The sequence below is a fragment of the Nocardiopsis sp. MT53 genome, assembly GCF_019598965.1.
Classification (GTDB): domain Bacteria; phylum Actinomycetota; class Actinomycetes; order Streptosporangiales; family Streptosporangiaceae; genus Nocardiopsis; species Nocardiopsis changdeensis.
In genome coordinates this window covers 3,968,023-3,986,462 of sequence record NZ_CP080599.1, presented here as the reverse complement: position 1 = coordinate 3,986,462, position 18,440 = coordinate 3,968,023, and the positions used below count along the sequence as shown (strand labels likewise).

Sequence of the window (18,440 nt, the reverse complement as noted above, 5' to 3'; positions counted from 1 at the left end):
CCTCCGCTCGCCGTGAGCGTAGCGGAGGGGGCACCCCGGGTTCAGCTGCAGCCGCTGGTGGAGCCGCAGCCCTCGCAGACGTAGCAGCTCCCCGCCGGGCGCATCTTGGTCCCGCAGGTGACGCACAGCGGGGCGTCGGCGACGAACCCCTGCGCGCGCTCGACCACCTCCGTGGTGGAGTGCGCGTCGTCCGCCCGCGCGGACGGCGCGACCCGCGGCTCCCGCTCGCCGGTCGGCGCCGACTGGGCGTAGGACTCCACCTGCGCCGCGACCTGCGCCGGGTCCTCCCCCGCCAGCTGCGCCTGCCGCTCGGCCGCGGAGAACACCCCCAGGGCCGCCCGCTCCTCGTAGGGCAGGTGGTCCAGCGCCAGGCGGCGGAAGATGTAGTCCATCACCGACTGCGCCATGCGGATGTCGGGGTCGTCGGTCATCCCGGCGGGATCGAACCGCATGTTGGTGAACTTCTCCACGTACGTGTCCAGGGGGACCCCGTACTGCAGGGCGATGGAGATCGCGATCGAGAACGCGTCCATGACCCCGGCCAGGGTGGACCCCTGCTTGCCGAGCTTCATGAACACCTCGCCCAGCCCGTCGTCGGGGTAGGACCCCGCGGTGATGTACCCCTCGGCCCCGCCCACCGAGAACGACGTGGTCTCGCTGGGGCGCTTCTTGGGCAGCCGCCGCCGCACCGGCCGCGCGGGCGCCTCGGCCTCCTGCGGCTCCTTCTTCGCGGTGGACAGGGGCTGCCCGACCTTGCAGTTGTCCCGGTAGACGGCGAGTGCCTTCAGGCCGAGCTTCCAGCCCTGGAAGTAGATGTGCTCGAAGTCCTCGACGGTGGCCTCCTCCGGCACGTTCACCGTCTTGGAGATCGCCCCGGACAGGAACGGCTGCACGGCGGCCATCATGCGCACGTGGCCCATGGGCTCGATGAACCGGCGGCCCATGGCGCAGTCGAAGACCGGGTAGTGCTCCTCGCGCAGGCCGGGGGCGTCGACCACGTGGCCCTGCTCGGCGATGTACTCGACGATCGCCTCGACCTGCTCGGGCTGGTACCCGAGGTGCTCCAGGGCCCGCGACACCGAGCGGTTGACGATCTGCATGGACCCGCCGCCGACCAGTTTCTTGAACTTCACCAGCGAGAAGTCCGGCTCGATCCCCGTCGTGTCGCAGTCCATCATGAACCCGATGGTGTTGTGGCTGACGAGCCCGTTGGCCACATAGGTGACATTGTCGGGGACCGAGAGGTCGTAGGTGGGCTGCACGCCCCCGTCCTCGTTGGCCGCCACCCGCTCGAAGAGGTACCCGAGGGCGCGCCCCAGGCGGGCGTCCGGCGTCCCGGCGTGGACCAGCGAGGCGGTGCGGCGGGGCACACCCGCGTACTTGCGCAGGGCCTGCAGGACGTCGCCGCGGAGCGGGTGCCCCGGCGGGACCAGGTCGTCCCAGACCGCACGCGGCAGCACGATCCGGTCCCGCTTCGGCGCGCGGTCCGGTTCCAGGTCCGCCACGAGCCGGTTCTTGCGGTCGCCCATGAAGCCGACCGCCTCGTCGAAGCGCAGGGCGTGGTCGAGGTTGCGCAGCCGGAGGATGTACAGGTCCCCGCCCAGGCCGCTGCGGGTCGTCCGAGTGGTGGTCGCCATGCCCAGGGCCAGCAGCAGGGTGCGCACCTCCCCGGCGAAGGCGTCGTGTGCGGTGGACAGGCTCGGGACCCCTTCGAGCACTGTGCCATCGGCCTCGAAGAGGCCCCGCAGGAAGGCCGCGTACACGGCGGGATCGTTGGCCTCCAGGACCGCCGAGGGCACCCGGGGCGTCCACCCCTTGCCCGTGTGGTCCTGTCCGGGCGATCCCTTGGCGAACCCGGCCGCCTTCCACCACCGGGCCAGCCGGACCGAGGAGAGCAGGACCTCCAGGTAGCCCTGCCTGCGCGTCACCTTCGGGACCAGCCCGAAGCAGCCTTTGGCCAGGACGGCCAGGCGTTCGGCGACGTCCTCGTCGGTGTCGGCGACGCAGAGCCGGATCCCCTCGGCGTGCAGGCTGCCGTCCCCCATGAAGTAGCCGACGAGTTCGGCCAGCTCCTCATCGACCGTGTCGGGGACGGTGACCCCCCGGTCGCCCGTGTAGTAGGCCTGGTCCAGGACCGGCAGCGCCACGTTCCGCGGGACGCCGACGAGGGTCCCCATCTGCAGCGGGACGAGGTCGCCCTCGGAGATGTCCGCGAAGCGCTTCCACCTCCAGGCCCCGTCCGCGTCCACCACCTTGATCCGGTGGGTGTGCGTTCCCTGGAGCCGGTAGCCGCCCTCGGTGACGATGCGGCGGGTGGGCGCCTCGCCGTTGACGTAGAACTTCGTGGCCCGCCTCGGTCCCTCGTCCGTGGAGACGGTGGCGGACAGGTCCTGCCAGCGGGGGCCGTGCACATCGCCCAGCTCGGTCAGCCGGGTCAGCCCCCGGTCGGTGGTGACCAGGGTGTCCCCGGTCAGGCACCCCGTGGGCGCGAGGAGGCTCGCCTGGGCGTTGCGCCAGCCGTGGCGTTCTCCGGTCTCCAGGCAGTCGGCCCAGGCGCGGGTGGCGGCGGCGTGGATCGGCTCCTCCAGGGCGCCGACGGTGCGCAGGGCGCCGTTGGCGGCGGCGTGCTTGCGCATGACGCGGATGTGGGACGCCTCGTTGCGCCGGTAGCCCTCGTAGGGGCCCACCGCACCGGCCAGCTCGGCGCTGCGCCGGTAGGCGACGCCGGTCATCAGCGAGGTGATCGCGGCGGCGACGGCGCGCCCGCCCTCGGAGTCGTAGGCGTGGCCGGTGGCCATGAGCAGGGCGCCGAGGTTGGCGTAGCCGATGCCGAGCTGGCGGTAGGCGCGGGTGGTCTCGGCGATCTTCTCTGTGGGGAAGTCGGCGAACGTGATGGAGATGTCCATCGCGGTGATGACCAGCTCCGTCAGCCGGGTGAACCCCTCCACGTCGAACGTGCCGTCCTCGCGCAGGAACGCGAGCAGGTTGATCGACGCCAGGTTGCAGGACGAATCGTCCAAATGGAGGTATTCCGAGCACGGGTTGCTGGCGGTGATACGTCCGGACTCGGGGGTGGTGTGCCAGTCCTGGATGGTGTCGTCGTACTGGACGCCCGGGTCGGCGCACTCCCAGGCGGCCTCGGCCATGCGGTGGAACAGGGCCTTGGCGTCGACCTCGTCGACGACCTCGCCGGTGGTGCGGGCGACCAGGCCGAAGCGCCCGCCGTCCTCGACGGCGCGCATGAACGCGTCGGAGACCCGCACCGAGTTGTTGGCGTTCTGGTACTGGACGCTGGCCATGTCGGCGCCGCCCAGGTCCATGTCGAACCCGGCGTCGCGCAATGCCCGGATCTTGCGCTCCTCGTGCGCCTTGGTGTCGATGAACTCCCCGATGTCGGGGTGGTCGACGTCGAGCACCACCATCTTGGCGGCCCGCCGGGTGGCCCCGCCGGACTTGATGGTGCCCGCGGAGGCGTCGGCGCCGCGCATGAACGACACGGGCCCCGAGGCGCTGCCCCCGGAGGAGAGCAGTTCTCTGCTGGAGCGGATCCGGGAGAGGTTGACCCCCGCCCCCGAGCCGCCCTTGAAGATGATCCCCTCCTCCTTGTACCAGTCGAGGATCGACTCCATGGTGTCGTCGACCGACAGGATGAAGCAGGCGCTCACCTGGGCCTTCGCGCGGGTTCCGACGTTGAACCACACGGGTGAGTTGAAGCTGAAGAGCTGGTGGGCGAGCGCGTACTTGAGTTCGTGGTCGAAGACCTCGGCGTCGGCCTCGCCGGCGAAGTACCCGTGCTCGCGGCCGGTGCGGGTGTAGACGCCGACGACCCGGTCGATGAGCTGTTTGAGGCTCCACTCCCGTTCCGGGGTGCCGAGCGCGCCCCGGAAGTATTTCCCGGCGACGATCTGTGTGGCGTTCATCGACCAGGTCGAGGGGAACTCGACCCCGCGCTGTTCGAAGTTCACCGTTCCGTCGCGCCAGTTCGTCATGACGACGTCCCGGCGCTCCCATTCCAGGGTGTCGTAGGGATGAACGCCTTCGGTGGTGAAGATCCGCGGGATCTTCAGCCCCTTGCGCCTCCCCTTGCCCTTGCGTCCCGTCGATCCGCTGGTGGTTTCCGTCATGGCGGAGTCCCCCGAAGATAGGGCGCGGGCGCGGCCCGCGCGCGGAACCGTTGCTCGGGGGCGTTCCCTCGGCGCCCCCGGGGAGCGGTGCGTCAGGCCGTGGTGTCGGCCTCTTCCTTGGCCCGGGCCTCGGCCTCGCGGTCGCTGCGCAGGCTGGCGATCTCGGCCTCGAAGTCGGCGAGGCTCTCGAAACCGCGGTAGACACTGGCGAAGTGCAGGTAGGCGACCTCGTCGAGGTCGCGCATGGGGCCCAGGATGGCCAGGCCGATCTCGTGGGCCGGGACCTCCGCGACGCCTCGGCCGCGGATCTCCTCCTCGACCTGCTGGCCGAGCTTGGCCAGCGCGTCCTCGGAGACCGGGCGGCCCTGGCAGGCCCGGCGGACCCCGGCGATGATCTTGGTCCGGCTGAAGGGCTCGGTGACGCCGGAGCGCTTGGCGACCATCAGCAGGACGGTCTCCTGTGTGGTGAAACGGCGTTCGCAGGCAGGACAGGAACGGCGGCGGCGGATGGCCGCGCCGTCGTCGGTGGACCTGCTGTCGATCACCCGGGTGTCCGGATGGCGGCAGAACGGACAGTGCATCCCGGCTCACCTGCTTCCCTCGCCGAACTGACAACCCTGGGTCTACTTAACCACAACTCCTGGGCCGACGCCTCAAACAGCGACACCAGATGTTGTGGTCGAACCTAGTCGGAGGGTCGGACGAACCGCAACTTTCGCGCGCCCCGCGTGTCACAGCCGCGCGCCGCCCAGGATATCGCCGCGAATCCCCTTCCACGGCGCGGCTCGGGGTTTTCGGTCGACCCCTTGCCCGGGGGTGATCCGCCCCGCATCCCCCCGTTCTCGAACCCGACGGCACATCTTCCGCCATTCCGGGGGCGACGCGACGTGAACACGTGTACACACGTAAGTGAGGCCGGAAAAGCGCCGCGGAAAATCCTCTCGGCAATTGTCCACAGGCCTCGAACGCTTGTTTGATATCACCGTGCGCAACGACTAACGTTGGCCTTGATTTCACGCCGGTTTCGCCATCACGTGGACACAGGGTCCGGAGCGGTCGCAGACCGGTGGTGGCCAGTCGTGCAAGCAGGCCCTGACCGAACCGATGCCGAGGAGGCCGGCCGTGCCGGAGGAGAATCCCGGACCCCTGGATTCCGCAACCACCACCGTTCTCGCGCCCGTGGGCGAGGCGGGCGCGCCCGAGGAGGCGCCCAAGCTCACCGCCCGCCAGCAGAGCGTCCTGAACTGTATCCAGCGGTACCTGCGCGAGCGCGGCTACCCGCCGTCGATCAGGGAGATCGGGGAGTCGGTCGGCCTGTCCAGCCCCTCCAGCGTCGCGCACCAGCTCAAGGTGCTCCAGCGCAAGGGCTACCTGTACCGCGACCAGAACCGGCCGCGGGCCGTGGAGCTGCGCCAGCCGGGCCGCCCCGGGGTGCGCGCGCTGGTCGCCGCCGAGGAGTCCGACCCGGCGCACGCCGCCCGGGTGCCCCTGGTGGGGCGGATCGCCGCGGGCGGCCCGATCCTGGCCGAGGAGTCGGTGGAGGACGTGCTGTCGCTGCCGCGGCAGCTGGTCGGCGAGGGCCGGCTGTTCATGCTCACCGTGGTCGGCGACTCGATGACCGACGCCGCCATCACCGACGGGGACATGGTGGTGGTCCGCCAGCAGCCGGACGCCGAGAACGGGGACATCGTCGCGGCGCTGCTGGACGAGGAGGCCACGGTCAAGGTGCTGCGCCGCACCGAGGACGGGCACGTGTGGCTGATGCCGCGCAACGACGCCTACGAGCCGATCAACGGCGACGCGGCCACCATCCTGGGCAAGGTCGTCACCGTGATGCGCCGGGTCTGAGCGATACGCCCCCGGTCGCCCCCCGGCCGGTCCGCCCCGCCGGGCGGGACCGGGCGCGGGTCCGCGGGCGGTACGGGACATGTCGCACCCGTGCGGGGCCACGGGTGCGACCGGCGGGCCGCCGCGGCGGCCGGTGGCCGTCCCGGACACCGGTGGCGGCCCCCGCCGCTCCGGGCCGCCCGGGGCGTCGGGCGTCCTCCCGGGCGCCTAGGCTATGGGGGTGTTCGCTTCCCTCGTCTTCCCGCGTGCCCGAGGGCGCGCCGTGGCGGTCGCCGCGGCCGCGGCCCTGCTGTCGACCTCCGCCTGCGCTCCGGCCGGGGAGGAGGCCGCCCCGCCGCCCGGGGTGGCGGGTTCCGAGCGTGAGCTGAGCTTCACCGTGGACGGGATCGAGGTGTTCGCCACCCTCACCCTGCCCGCGGACACGTCCGGCCCGGTCCCGGGCGCGCTGATCGTCTCGGGCAGCGGCCCCACCGACCGCGACGGCAACGCCGACATGCGCCCCGACGCGAACACCAACCTCAACTTCGCCCGCCTCCTGGCCGATTCGGGGGTGGCCTCCCTGCGCTACGACAAGCTCGGCAGCGGCGAGACCGGACTGGGCGGCCTCGACCCGGAGGCCCCGGTGGACCCGGACGTGTTCGACGCCCAGATGGCCGCTGCCTACGAGGCGCTGGTGGGGCAGAGCGAGGTGGACCCGGCCCGCACCGCGGTGGTCGGACACAGCGAGGGCTCCCTCTACGCGCTGCGCGCCCACACCCTGGTGGACGCCGCGCCGGCCCTGGTGCTGGCCGCACCGGTGGGCGACCGCTACCTGGACGTGCTGGACCGCCAGCTCACCGAGCAGGTGCGCGCGGTCGAGGCGGCTGGGCAGCTCACCGAGACGGAGGCGGTGACCATGCTCTCCGACGCCCGCGCCGGGCGGGCCGCGGTGCGCGGCGGCCGGGAGGTCCCCGACGACCTCACCGGCGTCGTCGGCACCCTGTACTCGCCGCAGAACGCCGGGTTCCTGGCCCGGATGGACCGGATGGACCCGGTGGAGCTGGCCGCGGAACTGCCCGAGGACACCCCGGTCCTGGTGCTGTGGGGCGAGGCCGACGCCCAGGTCACCGGCGAGGAGGTGGACCGGCTGATGACCGGCCTGCCCCGGGCCGAGCGGGTGGACATCCCCGACGCCGACCACATCTTCCGCGTCTACGAGGACGGGCCGGGGGCGACGGTGCTGGACGCCGAGCGCCCCTTCGCCCCGCAGGTCGCCCCGGCGCTGGCGGAGTTCGTCGACACCGCCTGGTGACCGGCGGGCCGCGGTGACGGCGCGTCCGTCACCGCGGCCCGACCCGCCGGGGCGGGGTCAGTCGTCCTCGGTGGTGATCTCCTCGGGAAGGGCGTCCACGGTGGCGCGGGCGATCTCCTCGGCGCCGGCGGAGAGGCGCTCCTCGTCGGCGGGTTCGCGGCCGTCGTACCCGGCGGCGGCCGAGTAGCAGGTCTCCAGGTAGAGGTTGGACACCCGCACCGCCACGCAGGAGGTGGTGTAACCGGTCTCGTCGAGCCAGGTCACCGCCTCCTCCCCCAGGTCGTCGACCGGGGAGGTGCTCTGGGCCCCGGTGGTCTCGGCGAAGTTCTCCCGCGCGGTGACCACCCCGCCCGGGTTGGGCGCGGCCACCATGACGAGGGTGGCGGTGGCGGGGACGGAGTCGCCGTCGCCGCCGGGTGTGGCCCAGCGGCACTGCCAGCCCTGGCCGAAGGGGTCGGCTGCGCCGCCGACGGGCTCCTCCAGGGCGAGCTCGCGCTCGGGCACCCGGGCGTCCAGGGCCTCGGTCTCACCGACCTCGCAGCCGGGGGCCGCGTCGTACACGCCGGTCTCGGGGTCCTCGCGGGTCAGCACGTACCAGGCGGCGCCGCCCGCGGCGGAGAGCAGCAGGAGGGCGAGGGCGACCACACCGGCGGTGGCGCAGCCCCGGCTCTGCGGCTGGCTGGAGGGCACGGTCTCGGGCGGCTGCCCGGGGGGCATCACAGGGAGGCTCCGATCCGTTCGGCGAAGGCGACCGCGGTGGCCCGGCCCTCGTCGGGGGAGACGGGTTCGCCGCCGGTGACGGCCGTGTAGGAGACCCGGACCAGCAGGTTGTCGGCCCAGAAGGCGAGCTCGGTGTCGCCGGAGCCGCCGCGCCACACCAGGCCCCGGCCGGTGGACAGGTCCACGGTCTCGGCGGCGTCGGGGGCCAGCGCGGTGGCGGCCGCGCTCACCCGGTCCTCGCCGGAGACGGGCTCCTCGGCGGTGGAGTCCGTGAACAGGGCGGAGTACTCCACCCGCAGGACGCCCTGGCGGGGGGTGTCGGAGGTCCCGGCGGAGGTCCACCGGCACACGGTGCCCTCACCGCCGGTGAGCGGCCCGCGCTCGGCGAGGTCGCGGACCGCGCCGGGCAGGTGCTCGTCGAGCAGTTCTCCGAGGTCGCCGCAGTCGGGCGCGGCGGTGTGGACGTCCCCGGGGTGGGGTCGGTCCGGGTCGTCCTGCGCGGCCCACAGGCCGCCGCCGATCGCCAACGCGGACACCACCACCGCGCCCGCCGCGATCACACCCGCCCGTGCGAGGGGACCCAACCGGTCACCGCCTCCCTGTCCGGCCGCCGGTCGACCGAGGTGCGACGGCGGCCGCGGGTCGCGGCCGCCGTCGCGGTGGTCAGCCGACGACGATGTTCACCAGTTTCGGCGCGCGCACGATCACCTTGCGGATCTGCTTGTCGCCGATGAAGCCCTGCGCCTTCTCTGACGCCAGCGCGAGCCTTTCCAGTTCGGCCGGGTCGATGTCGGGCGCAACGGACAGCTTGTCACGGACCTTGCTCTGCACCTGCACGACACAGGTCACGGTCTCCTGGACCAGCAGGGAGGGGTCGGCCTCGGGCCAGTTCCCGACGGCGACGGTGCCGGTGTGGCCCAGCCGCTCCCAGCCCTCCTCCGCCACGTAGGGGGCGAACAGGGACAGGGCGACGGCCACGAACTCGGCGGCCTCGCGCACCGCCGGGTCGGCGGCGCCGGGGCCGGAGTCGATGGCCTTGCGGGCGGCGGAGACCAGCTCCATGACGCGGGCGATGGCCACGTTGAACCGCTTGGCCTCGATCAGGTTGGTGACCTGGTCGATGGCGTGGTGGGTGGCGCGGCGCAGCTCGATGTCGCCGGCGGCCGGGTCGGCGCCGGGCTTGGAGGCGGCACCGGCCTCGTTCATCACCCGGTAGGCCCGGTTGAGGAACTTCTGGGCGGCGACGACGGACACGTCGGCCCAGTCGACGTCCTCCTCGGGCGGGCTGGCGAACAGCATGGTCAGCCGGACCGCGTCGACGCCGTAGGCGTCGATCTCCTTGCCCAGGTCGACGCCGTTGCCCAGGGACTTGGACATGGCCCGGCCCTGGTTGATGACCTGGCCCTGGTTGGTCAGGCGGCGGAACGGCTCGGTGAAGGACACCATGCCCATGTCGTGCAGGACCTTGGTGAAGAAGCGCGCGTACATCAGGTGCAGCGTCGCGTGCTCCTTGCCGCCGATGTAGTGGTCGACGGGGCCCCACTCGTTGACCAGGTCGGAGTCGAAGGGCGCGGTGTCCAGGTGCGGCGAGATGTAGCGCAGGAAGTACCAGGACGAGTCCACGAAGGTGTCCATGGTGTCGGTGTCGCGCTGGGCGGGGCCGCCGCAGGACGGGCAGTCGACGTTGACCCAGTCGGTGGCGGAGGCCAGCGGGGACACGCCCTTGGGGGCCAGCTCGGCGCCCTTGAGCTCGGGCAGGGTGACGGGCAGCTGCTCGTCGGGGACGGGCACCTGGCCGCAGGCGGGGCAGTGGATGATCGGGATGGGCGTGCCCCAGTAGCGCTGGCGGGACAGCAGCCAGTCGCGCAGGCGGTAGTTGACGGTGCCGCGGCCGGTGCCGCGCTCCTCCAGGACGCCGATGATGCGCTCGATGGCCTCGGCCTTGGACAGGCCGTCCAGGGGGCCGGAGTCGCGCAGGCTGCCCTCGCCGGCGGTGGCGACGCCGGTCTCGGCGGGGTCGGGCTCGCCGGTCTCGACGACGACGCGCACGGGCAGGCCGAAGGCCAGGGCGAAGTCCAGGTCGCGCTGGTCGTGGGCGGGGACGGCCATGATGGCGCCGTGGCCGTAGTCGGCCAGGACGTAGTCGGCGGCCCAGACGGGCATGCGCTCGCCGTTGACCGGGTTGACCGCGTAACGGCCCAGGAAGACGCCGGTCTTGGGGCGCTCGGTGGTCTGGCGCTCGATGTCGGAGAGCTTGGCGACCTCGGAGCGGTAGGCCTCGAAGGCCTCGCGCTGCTCGGGGGCGCACAGCTCGTCGGCCAGGTCGGCGTCGGCGGCCACCACGAAGAAGGTGGCGCCGTACAGGGTGTCGGGCCGGGTCGTGAAGACGGTGACCGGCTCCTCGCGCCCCTCGATGGCGAAGTCGACGTCCGCGCCGGTGGAGCGGCCGATCCAGTTGCGCTGCATGGCCAGGATCTCGTCCGGCCAGTTGCCGCCCTCCAGCTGGTCCATGTCGTCCAGCAGGCGCTGCGCGTAGTCGGTGATCTTGAAGTACCACTGGTTCAGGCTGCGGCGCACGACCTCGGTGCCGCAGCGCTCACAGCGCCCCTGGACGACCTGCTCGTTGGCCAGCACGGTCTGGTCCTTGGGGCACCAGTTGACCTGGCCGTCCTTGCGGTAGGCCAGTCCGCGGTCGAAGAACCGGGTGAACAGCCACTGGTTCCACTTGTAGTACTCGGGGTCGCTGGTGTGGATGCGCCGGGACCAGTCGACGGCGATGCCGTAGCGGCGGAAGGAGGCCGCCTGGGTCTCGATGTTGGCGTAGGTCCACGCGGCGGGGTGCGAGTCGTTCTTGATGGCGGCGTTCTCGGCGGGCAGGCCGAAGGAGTCCCAGCCGACGGGGTGCAGCACGTTGTCGCCGCGCTGGAAGCGGTAGCGGCCGATCACGTCGCCGATGGCGTAGGCCTCGGCGTGGCCCATGTGCAGGTCGCCGGAGGGGTAGGCGAACATGTCGACGATGTAGGAGCGGGGGCGGGTGTCGCCGGGGTCCTCGTCGGCCTGGAACGGGAGCTCGGCGGCCCAGCGCGCCTGCCACTTGTCCTGGAGGGCGCGGGCGTCGTAGGTGTCGCCCGTCGTCTGGTCGCCGTCTACCGCTGTCATCGCTGCTTGTTCCCTCGGGTTCGGTCGTACATGGGATCCGCGGACCAACATGCGAGATCCGTTCCCCCTCAGGTTATCGGCTGGGGGACCGGGGCGCGGACGGGTTTCCCCGCCTGTGGACGGCGCCCCCGGACCGGCGGCGGCACCCCGCGTTCGTCACGGTGCGTCACCCGACATTGCGTGAGATTACGGACCTCCTTCCCCTCCACACCGACTGTCCGGTTTGTTACTCTTCCGTCAACTCAGTCGTGAGAGTGGCGCAGAACACGCGACCCGGATCACACCCGGGTCCCGTTCCCTTGTCGTCCCTGGACACATCTGCCTGCGGGAGGCCCCATGCTCAACCTGTCCGTGGTCCTGGAGGACGGTGCCCGATCCGTCCCGGAGAAGGACTGCCTGGTCTTCGGCGATCTGCGCCTGAACTACGCGATCACCAACATGATCGCCAACCAGGTGGCCAACCTCCTCGTCTCCCGGGGCGTCCGGCCCGGCGACCGGGTGGCCCTGGCCAGCCCCAACGTGCCGTACTTCCCCTTCGTCTACTACGGAGCGCTCAAGGCGGGCGCGGTGGTCGTCCCCCTCAACGTCCTGCTCACGCCGCGTGAGATCGCCTACCACCTGGAGGACTCCGGCGCCAAGGCGATCTTCGCGTTCACCGGCACCCCGGAGCTGCCGCTGGGCGAGCGCGCCTTCGAGGCGTTCGGCCAGGTGGACACCTGCGAGACCTACATCGACCTGCCCGCCGTCCCGGGGGCGACCGAGTCCGCCATCGAGGGCGCCCAGACCCTGTGGAAGGCCCTGGAGGGGCAGCCCGGCGAGTTCGAGACCGTCCAGGCGAGCTCCGACAACACGGCCGTCATCATCTACACCAGCGGCACCACCGGCAAGCCCAAGGGCGCCGAGCTGAGCCACAACAACCTGATGATGAACGCGGTCGTCTCCTCCAGCCTGGTCAACCCGCACCCGGACGGCCGCGACGTGGCCCTGGTGGTGCTGCCGCTGTTCCACATCTTCGGCCAGACCGTCATGCTCAACGCGGCCCTCTACCGGCACGCGACCCTGGTGCTGATGCCGCGGTTCGACGGCGACGAGGCCCTGCGCCTGATGGAGAAGGAGGGCGTCACCGGCTTCGCGGGCGTGCCCACCATGTACTGGGGCCTGCTCAACGCCGTGCGCTCCGCCGGCGAGGGGAAGTACGACATCAAGGCGATCGCGGACAACATCGTCGACGCGGTCTCCGGTGGCGCGGCGCTGCCCGCCCAGCTCGCCCAGGACTTCCAGGACACCTTCGGCGTCGGCATCAAGGAGGGCTACGGCCTGTCCGAGACCTCCCCGGTGGCGTCCTTCAACAACCCCAACGTCAAGGCCAAGACCGGCTCGATCGGCAAGCCGGTGTGGGGTGTGGAGATGAAGCTGATCGACCCGGAGTGGAACGAGGTCGTCAAGACCGGCGACGAGGACCCGGTCGGCGAGATCGCCATCCGCGGCCACCTGGTGATGAAGGGCTACCACAACCGGCCCGAGGTCAACGCCGAGGTGATCCGGGACGGCTGGTTCCGCACCGGCGACATCGCCCGCCGCGACGAGGAGGGCTTCTACTTCATCATCGACCGCTCCAAGGACATGATCATCCGCGGCGGGTACAACGTGTACCCGCGCGAGGTCGAGGAGGTCCTGATGGGGCACGAGGCGGTCAGCCTCGCGGCGGTCGTCGGCGTCCCGCACGACACCCACGGCGAGGAGATCAAGGCGTTCGTGATCCTCAAGGAGGGCGCCGGGCTCACCGCCGAGGAGCTGACCGGGTGGGCCAGGGAACGCCTGGCCGCGTACAAGTACCCGCGCGAGATCGAGTTCCGCGAGAGCCTGCCGATGACCGCCACCGGCAAGATCCTCAAGCGCGAGCTGCGCGACTGACCCCGCGGGGCGGACGAGGGGCGGGACCCGGCCGGGTCCCGCCCCTTCCCCTCGCCTCCCCCGGCCCGCCGCCGGGCCGGGTCAGCCCTTGACGGCGCCCTGGACCAGCCCGGAGGCCAGCCAGCGCTGCACGAGGACGAAGAAGACCATGACCGGCAGGGTGATGAGGGTGGACGCGGCCATGACGTGCCCCCACTCGTTGGCGTACTCGCCGAAGAACTGCCGCAGGCCCACGGCGACCGTGTACTTGTCGCTCTGCTGCATGAACGTCAGGGCGAGCACGAACTCGTTCCAGGCGATGATGAACGCGAAGATCGCGGTCGCCACCAGGCCGGGGGCGACCAGCGGGAACAGCACCTTCCAGAACATGACCGGCCACGAGGCGCCGTCGATGTAGGCGGCCTCCTCCACCTCCTTGGGGACCGCGGCCACGAACCCGCGCATCATCCACACCGCCAGCGGCAGGGACAGGGCGATGTAGACGATGCCCAGGCCCAGCACGGTGTTGAGCAGCCGGAGGTCGCGGACCTGGAGGAAGAGCGGGATGACCAGGGCCTCCAGCGGCACCATCTGGACGACGAGGATCATCACCAGGATCGCGGTGCGGAACCGGAACCGGAAGCGCGCCACGGCCACGGCCGCCAGCAGCGACAGCACGCACGCCCCGACGACGGTGATGCAGGCGACCGCCAGCGAGTTGAGCATGTACGTCCCGAAGTCGCCCTCGGTCAGGACGTGGACGAAGTTGTCCAGGGTGGGGTCGCGGGGCACCAGCGTCCCGACGGCGGAGGTCATCCGGTCGGAGAACGCGCTGGCGAGCATGAAGTAGACGGGGAACAGGGTGAACAGCAGGATCGCGGCCACCCCGGCGGCCCGCCCGGCGAGCCGGGTCAGGCGCAGGGCGCCGCCGCGGCGGCGGGCCCGGCGGACCCGGCTCTCCCAGGCGGCGGACGCGGCGGTGTCGGCCCGGGCGCTCAACGCAGTTCGTCCTCTCGGAACAGGGCCCGCAGGTAGACCGCGGTGACCGCCAGCAGGAGCAGGGTGAGGACCACGGCGATGGCCGATCCCATTCCGTAGTCCCTCTGGCCGAAGGAGCTCACGTAGGTCCACACGCCCAGGTTGAGCATCTCCGAGCCGCCGACCCCGCCTCCGGGCATCAGGTAGACCTGCGCGAAGACCTTGAAGTCCCAGATGGTGGACAGGATGGTGACGACGGCGAACACCGGGCGCAGGACCGGGAAGGTGACGTGCCAGAACCGCTTCCACGCCCCGGCGCCGTCCAGCAGGGCTGCCTCGTGCAGTTCACGGGGCACGGTGAGCAGCCCGGCCAGAACGGTGACGGCCACGAACGGGAACCCGCCGTGGACCACGTTGAGCACGACGACCGCGTAGAAGAACAGCCGGTCGGCGAACCAGTTGTACCCCTCGGGGCCCAGCAGGCCGGCGCCCTTGAGGGCCTGGGCGACGACGCCGCTGTCGACGTCGAAGATCCACAGCCACACGTAGGTGCCACTGACGGCGGGCATGGCCCAGGCGACCATGATGCAGGAGACCACGACGACCCGGGTGACCGGGCGCAGCCGGGACAGCAGCAGGGCCACGAGGGTGCCCAGCACCACGGTGGAGACGACCGCGACCACGGCGAACCCCACCGTGTTGGGCAGGGCGACCCGCCACAGGTAGGAGTCGGTGAACAGGGTGACGTAGTTGGCCGGGCCGATGAAGTCCGACTCCCCCGACACCAGGTTGCGCAGCCGGTACTCGCGGAACGACAGCCACACGATCCGGCCGAGGGGGAAGAGCAGCAGGGCGGCGATGACCGCCAGGGCGGGGGCGAGCAGCACCCAGGGCAGCAGTGCGCTGCGCCGCCTCAGGCCGAGGGCGGGAGCGCGCCGCCCCCGGCCGGGCGGGCCGGCCGGCGCCCGGAGCCCCGGGCCCGTGCCGCCGACCGCCTGCCCGACCGGTGTTCCCACGTGTCAACCTCCGTTGAGGATGCGTTCGATGTCGTCGGCGGCCTGGGCGGTGGCGTCCTCCACCGAGGTGCCGTTGAGGATGGACTGCTGCATGCCGACCAGGACCTTCTCGGCCTCCACCTGGCTCCAGGCGGGTGCGGTGGGCACGCCCTTGCTCGCCTCCCCCAGCTGGACGGCGTAGGCCTCCAGGACGGGGTCGGCCGAGGCGGTGAACGCGTCGACGCTCCCGGTGAGGCCGGGGAAGAACCCGGTCTGCTCGGCCCAGAGCATCATGTTGTCCTCGCCGGTGAGGTGCTCCACGTAGCTCCAGGCGGCCTCCTCGTTGCCGGTGCCCTCGAACACCGACAGCAGCGAGCCCCCGGCGAACGACGGCGTGTAGGTCCCGGCCTCCCGCCCCGGGATGGGGAAGGAGCCCAGCAGGCCCTCCAGTTCGGGGTTGTTCTCGACGATGGCCTTGGGGTTGGCGCTGCCGAGCAGCGCGATGGCGGCGTCGCCCTCGGAGAACGACTCCATGATGTTGATCTCGTTCCAGTTGACGGCGCCGGTGGTGGAGGTGCCGTCCTCCAGGGCCAGGCCGGTGAAGAACGCGATGCCCTCGCGCGCCTCGGGGGAGTCCACCCCGGACACCCACGTGCCGTCGTCCTCCTGGACGGCGATCTCGGCCCCGCCGCCCCAGATCCACGGCATGACCGAGTACTGGGCGTCGCCCGGCACCGGCAGGGCGACCATGTCCGGCTCGGCCTCCTTGATCTCCAGGGCGGTCTCGCGGAGCTCGTCCCAGCTCTGGGGCACCTCCAGGTCGTGCTCCTCGAACACGTCGGTGCGGTAGACCATGGAGCGGATGGAGGCGTACCAGGGGATGCCGTAGACCCCTTCGTCCAGGGCCCCCATCTCCATGAGGCCCGGCACGTAGAGGGAGGTGTCGACCCCGTAGGCGGACAGGTCGTGCAGGGCCCCGGAGTCGGCGAAGCCGGGGACGAAGGTGTTGCCGAGTTCGATGACGTCGGGCATGGTGCCGCCGGCGATGGCGGTGGAGATCTTGTCCTGGGCGCCGTCCCACGGGACGAACTCGACCACCACCTCGATGCCGGTCTCCTCGGTGAAGGCGGCGTTGACCTCGTCGAAGAAGCCGGTGGCGTCGGGGTTGGTGCCCTCCATGATCCACACGGTGAGGCTGTCGGTGTCACCGCCGCCGTCGCCGCCGCCTCCCGCGCACGCGGTCGCGGCCAGGGTCAGGGCGAGTGCGGCTGCGGGGAGCGGAACGTGCTTTCGGGTTCGTCTGCGGGCCATGGGCTCGCCTCCCGTTCCTGTCGTGGGTCCCCTCGGGGTTGGTAGGAAACCTACGTAAAGAACGGCTCGGAGTGAAGTAAACCACTCCATTTTGTGTCTGAGCTGTTAGGGGACGCCGCCGGACGGGCCCGGGAACCCCGGTGCCGCAGGGGTTTCCGGGGCTCCGGCGAGGTGCGCGCCGAAGGAGGGCCCGCCTCCCCCGACCCTCGCCCCGGAGCCCCGTGCCCCCTACTCGGAGAGGCCGGTCACCTGGCGCAGGGTGGAGATGAGCTCGGCGCGCTTGTACACCGCCAGGCCGATGGCGGCGGAGAAGGCGGCGAGCATGTGGACGTAGACCATGGGGTCGCCGCGGGTGAAGCGCTCGGCGGCCTCCTCCTCGCCCACGGTGTGGGCCTCCCAGGCGGTGGAGACCGCGAACTCCAGCTCCGGCGGGAGCATCTCCGCGACGGTGCGGGCCACGGCCTCTCGGGAGTCGGCGGGCTTCCACACCACTCCGGTCTCCTGGACCCGGCGGCCCAGGAACGCGGAGATGACGCGCAGCTCCGACTGCACCGCCCCGGCGTCGTCGGCCGCCCGCGGGATCACCCGCTCCAGCTCGTCCCGGTTGCGGTCGGCGTAGGCCGCGATCAGGTCGATCGCGGTGCGCTTGACGTGGTCCGGCTGGTCCGGGACGAGGGGGCCTTCCCCCCCGGCGTTCTCGGTCACGGGCACTCCTCGTAGGGTCTCGCGTCCATGATGCCGTGCCGCGGGCCGCGGCGGGGCGCGGACAGGCCGGGATCGCCGCGGGCGAACGGCGTTCCCGGCCCCGCCTCCTACTGGAACCGCGGGCGCAGCGGCATGCGGGCGTCGGTGCCGTCGAGCTTGACGCCCAGGATCTGGTGGAGCTGCACCACGTTCCGCTCGAAGCCGAGCACGCACCCGGCCATGTACAGCCGCCAGACCCGGGCGGTGCCCTCGCCGACCTCGGCGACCGCCGCGTCCCAGTTCCGCTCCAGGTTGGCGCCCCAGTGGCGCAGGGTGAGCGCGTAGTGCTCGCGCAGGTTCTCCTGGTGCCGGATCTCGAACCCGGCGTCGTTCATGGCCGTCTGGATCTGCCCGGGCCCCTCCAGCTCGCCGTCGGGGAACACGTAGCGGTTGATGACCCCGTCGGTGTCCATCGGGGGCAGGTCGTTGCGGGGCCGGGTGATGCAGTGGTTGAGCAGCCGGCCGCCCGGCACCAGCTTGTCGTTCAGCGACGAGAAGTAGGCGGGGAGGTTGCGGGCGCCGATGTGCTCGGTCAGGCCGATGGAGCTGATCCGGTCGAAGCCGCCGTCGGGGACGTCCCGGTAGTCCATGTGGCGGACCTCGGCCAGGTCGGACAGCCCCTCCTGGGCGATGCGCTTGGCCGCCCACTCGGCCTGCTCCTTGGACAGGGTGACGCCCAGGGCCTTGACCTTGTGCTCGCGGGCGGCGTGCATGACCATGCCGCCCCAGCCGCAGCCCACGTCGAGCAGGCGCATGCCCGGCTCCAGGCCGAGCTTGGCGGCGACCAGCTCGTACTTGCGGAACTGGGCGCTCTCCAGGGCGCCGTCGTCCGCCTCCACCCGGTCCAGGGCCCCGTCGGCGTCGTCGAAGACCGCGCAGGTGTAGGTCATGGACGGGCCCAGCACCAGCTCGTAGAAGGCGTTGGAGACGTCGTAGTGGTGGTGGATGGCCTCGGCGTCGCGCTGCTTGGAGTGGCGCCAGCCCAGCCCGGCCAGACGGCCGCGCGTCACCTCCTGGGGCGGCGGGGCGACCCGGTTGACGAACTTGACCCAGCCCACGGAGCGGGCGATGGCCGCCAGGTCGCGGGCGGACACGTTGAACCCCTCCGCGAAGACGAAGTCGGACATCCGCCGGAGGATGGTGTACATGTCGCCCTCCACCTCCAGGTGCCCGGAGACGTAGGCGCGGGTCAGGCCCAGCGCGTTGGGCGACTGGGCCAGGTAGTTGACCGCGACCGGGGTGCGCACGTGCAGGTGGACGTCGCTGCCCGGGTCTCCGGAGGCACTGCCGTCGTAGGCCGTGAAGCGGATGGGCGCGTCGGGTCCCACGACGCGCTCGAAGATCTCGGCGAGCCGCATGTTCTTCTTTCCCTTCCTC

13 protein-coding genes are annotated in these 18,440 nt (G+C 71.6%); 3 read left to right on the top strand and 10 right to left on the bottom strand.

What is annotated here, in order from left to right:
* Positions 1-41 precede the first annotated feature (41 nt).
* Positions 42-4,124 (bottom strand): vitamin B12-dependent ribonucleotide reductase, encoded by a 4,083-nt coding sequence (locus K1J57_RS17810; protein ID WP_220559689.1) that lies wholly within the window; start codon positions 4,122-4,124, stop codon positions 42-44.
* A 92-nt stretch (positions 4,125-4,216) separates the two neighbouring features.
* A complete protein-coding gene (nrdR, locus tag K1J57_RS17805; RefSeq protein ID WP_220559688.1) occupies positions 4,217-4,705 on the bottom strand; it encodes a transcriptional regulator NrdR in 489 nt (162 codons plus the stop codon).
* Between the two features lie 541 nt (positions 4,706-5,246).
* Between nrdR and lexA the strand changes: the two genes are divergently transcribed.
* Positions 5,247-5,972, top strand: coding sequence for a transcriptional repressor LexA (gene lexA, locus K1J57_RS17800; RefSeq protein ID WP_355267974.1), 726 nt, complete (start codon positions 5,247-5,249; stop codon positions 5,970-5,972).
* A 214-nt stretch (positions 5,973-6,186) separates the two neighbouring features.
* A complete protein-coding gene (locus tag K1J57_RS17795) occupies positions 6,187-7,263 on the top strand; it encodes a S9 family peptidase (protein ID WP_220559686.1) in 1,077 nt (358 codons plus the stop codon).
* Between the two features lie 57 nt (positions 7,264-7,320).
* Here K1J57_RS17795 and K1J57_RS17790 read toward each other — a convergent pair whose 3' ends face one another.
* The 3 genes from K1J57_RS17790 to leuS form a co-directional block, all read right to left on the bottom strand.
* Complete coding sequence (locus tag K1J57_RS17790; protein ID WP_220559685.1) at positions 7,321-7,980, bottom strand: hypothetical protein; 660 nt, start codon at positions 7,978-7,980, stop codon at positions 7,321-7,323.
* On the bottom strand, positions 7,980-8,567 hold the full coding sequence (locus tag K1J57_RS17785) for a hypothetical protein (protein WP_220559684.1): 588 nt from the start codon (positions 8,565-8,567) through the stop codon (positions 7,980-7,982). The genes K1J57_RS17790 and K1J57_RS17785 overlap by 1 nt, the downstream gene beginning before the upstream one ends.
* Positions 8,568-8,646: 79 nt before the next feature.
* Positions 8,647-11,142 (bottom strand): leucine--tRNA ligase, encoded by a 2,496-nt coding sequence (gene leuS / locus K1J57_RS17780; protein WP_220559683.1) that lies wholly within the window; start codon positions 11,140-11,142, stop codon positions 8,647-8,649.
* A gap of 336 nt (positions 11,143-11,478) precedes the next feature.
* Between leuS and K1J57_RS17775 the strand changes: the two genes are divergently transcribed.
* Positions 11,479-13,056: a long-chain fatty acid--CoA ligase gene (locus tag K1J57_RS17775; RefSeq protein WP_220559682.1), complete on the top strand. Its 1,578-nt coding sequence runs from the start codon at positions 11,479-11,481 to the stop codon at positions 13,054-13,056.
* Between the two features lie 81 nt (positions 13,057-13,137).
* Here the strand turns inward: K1J57_RS17775 and K1J57_RS17770 are convergent, their stop codons facing one another.
* The 5 genes from K1J57_RS17770 to K1J57_RS17750 all read right to left on the bottom strand — a co-directional run bounded on the left by K1J57_RS17770 (position 13,138) and on the right by K1J57_RS17750 (position 18,421).
* Positions 13,138-14,034 carry a carbohydrate ABC transporter permease gene (locus K1J57_RS17770; RefSeq protein ID WP_370634433.1) on the bottom strand — a complete coding sequence of 299 codons (897 nt, stop codon included), beginning with the start codon at positions 14,032-14,034 and terminating at the stop codon, positions 13,138-13,140.
* Positions 14,031-14,930 (bottom strand): carbohydrate ABC transporter permease, encoded by a 900-nt coding sequence (locus K1J57_RS17765; RefSeq protein WP_220565618.1) that lies wholly within the window; start codon positions 14,928-14,930, stop codon positions 14,031-14,033. Before K1J57_RS17765 ends, K1J57_RS17770 begins: the two co-directional genes overlap by 4 nt.
* 102 nt (positions 14,931-15,032) lie before the next feature.
* On the bottom strand, positions 15,033-16,319 hold the full coding sequence (locus tag K1J57_RS17760) for a sugar ABC transporter substrate-binding protein (RefSeq protein ID WP_220559681.1): 1,287 nt from the start codon (positions 16,317-16,319) through the stop codon (positions 15,033-15,035).
* Positions 16,320-16,547: 228 nt separating this feature from the next.
* Complete coding sequence (locus K1J57_RS17755; protein WP_220559680.1) at positions 16,548-17,030, bottom strand: hypothetical protein; 483 nt, start codon at positions 17,028-17,030, stop codon at positions 16,548-16,550.
* A 101-nt stretch (positions 17,031-17,131) separates the two neighbouring features.
* Entirely contained in the window at positions 17,132-18,421 is a 1,290-nt protein-coding gene (locus K1J57_RS17750; protein ID WP_220565617.1) for a cyclopropane-fatty-acyl-phospholipid synthase family protein, read from the bottom strand.
* Positions 18,422-18,440 lie beyond the last annotated feature (19 nt).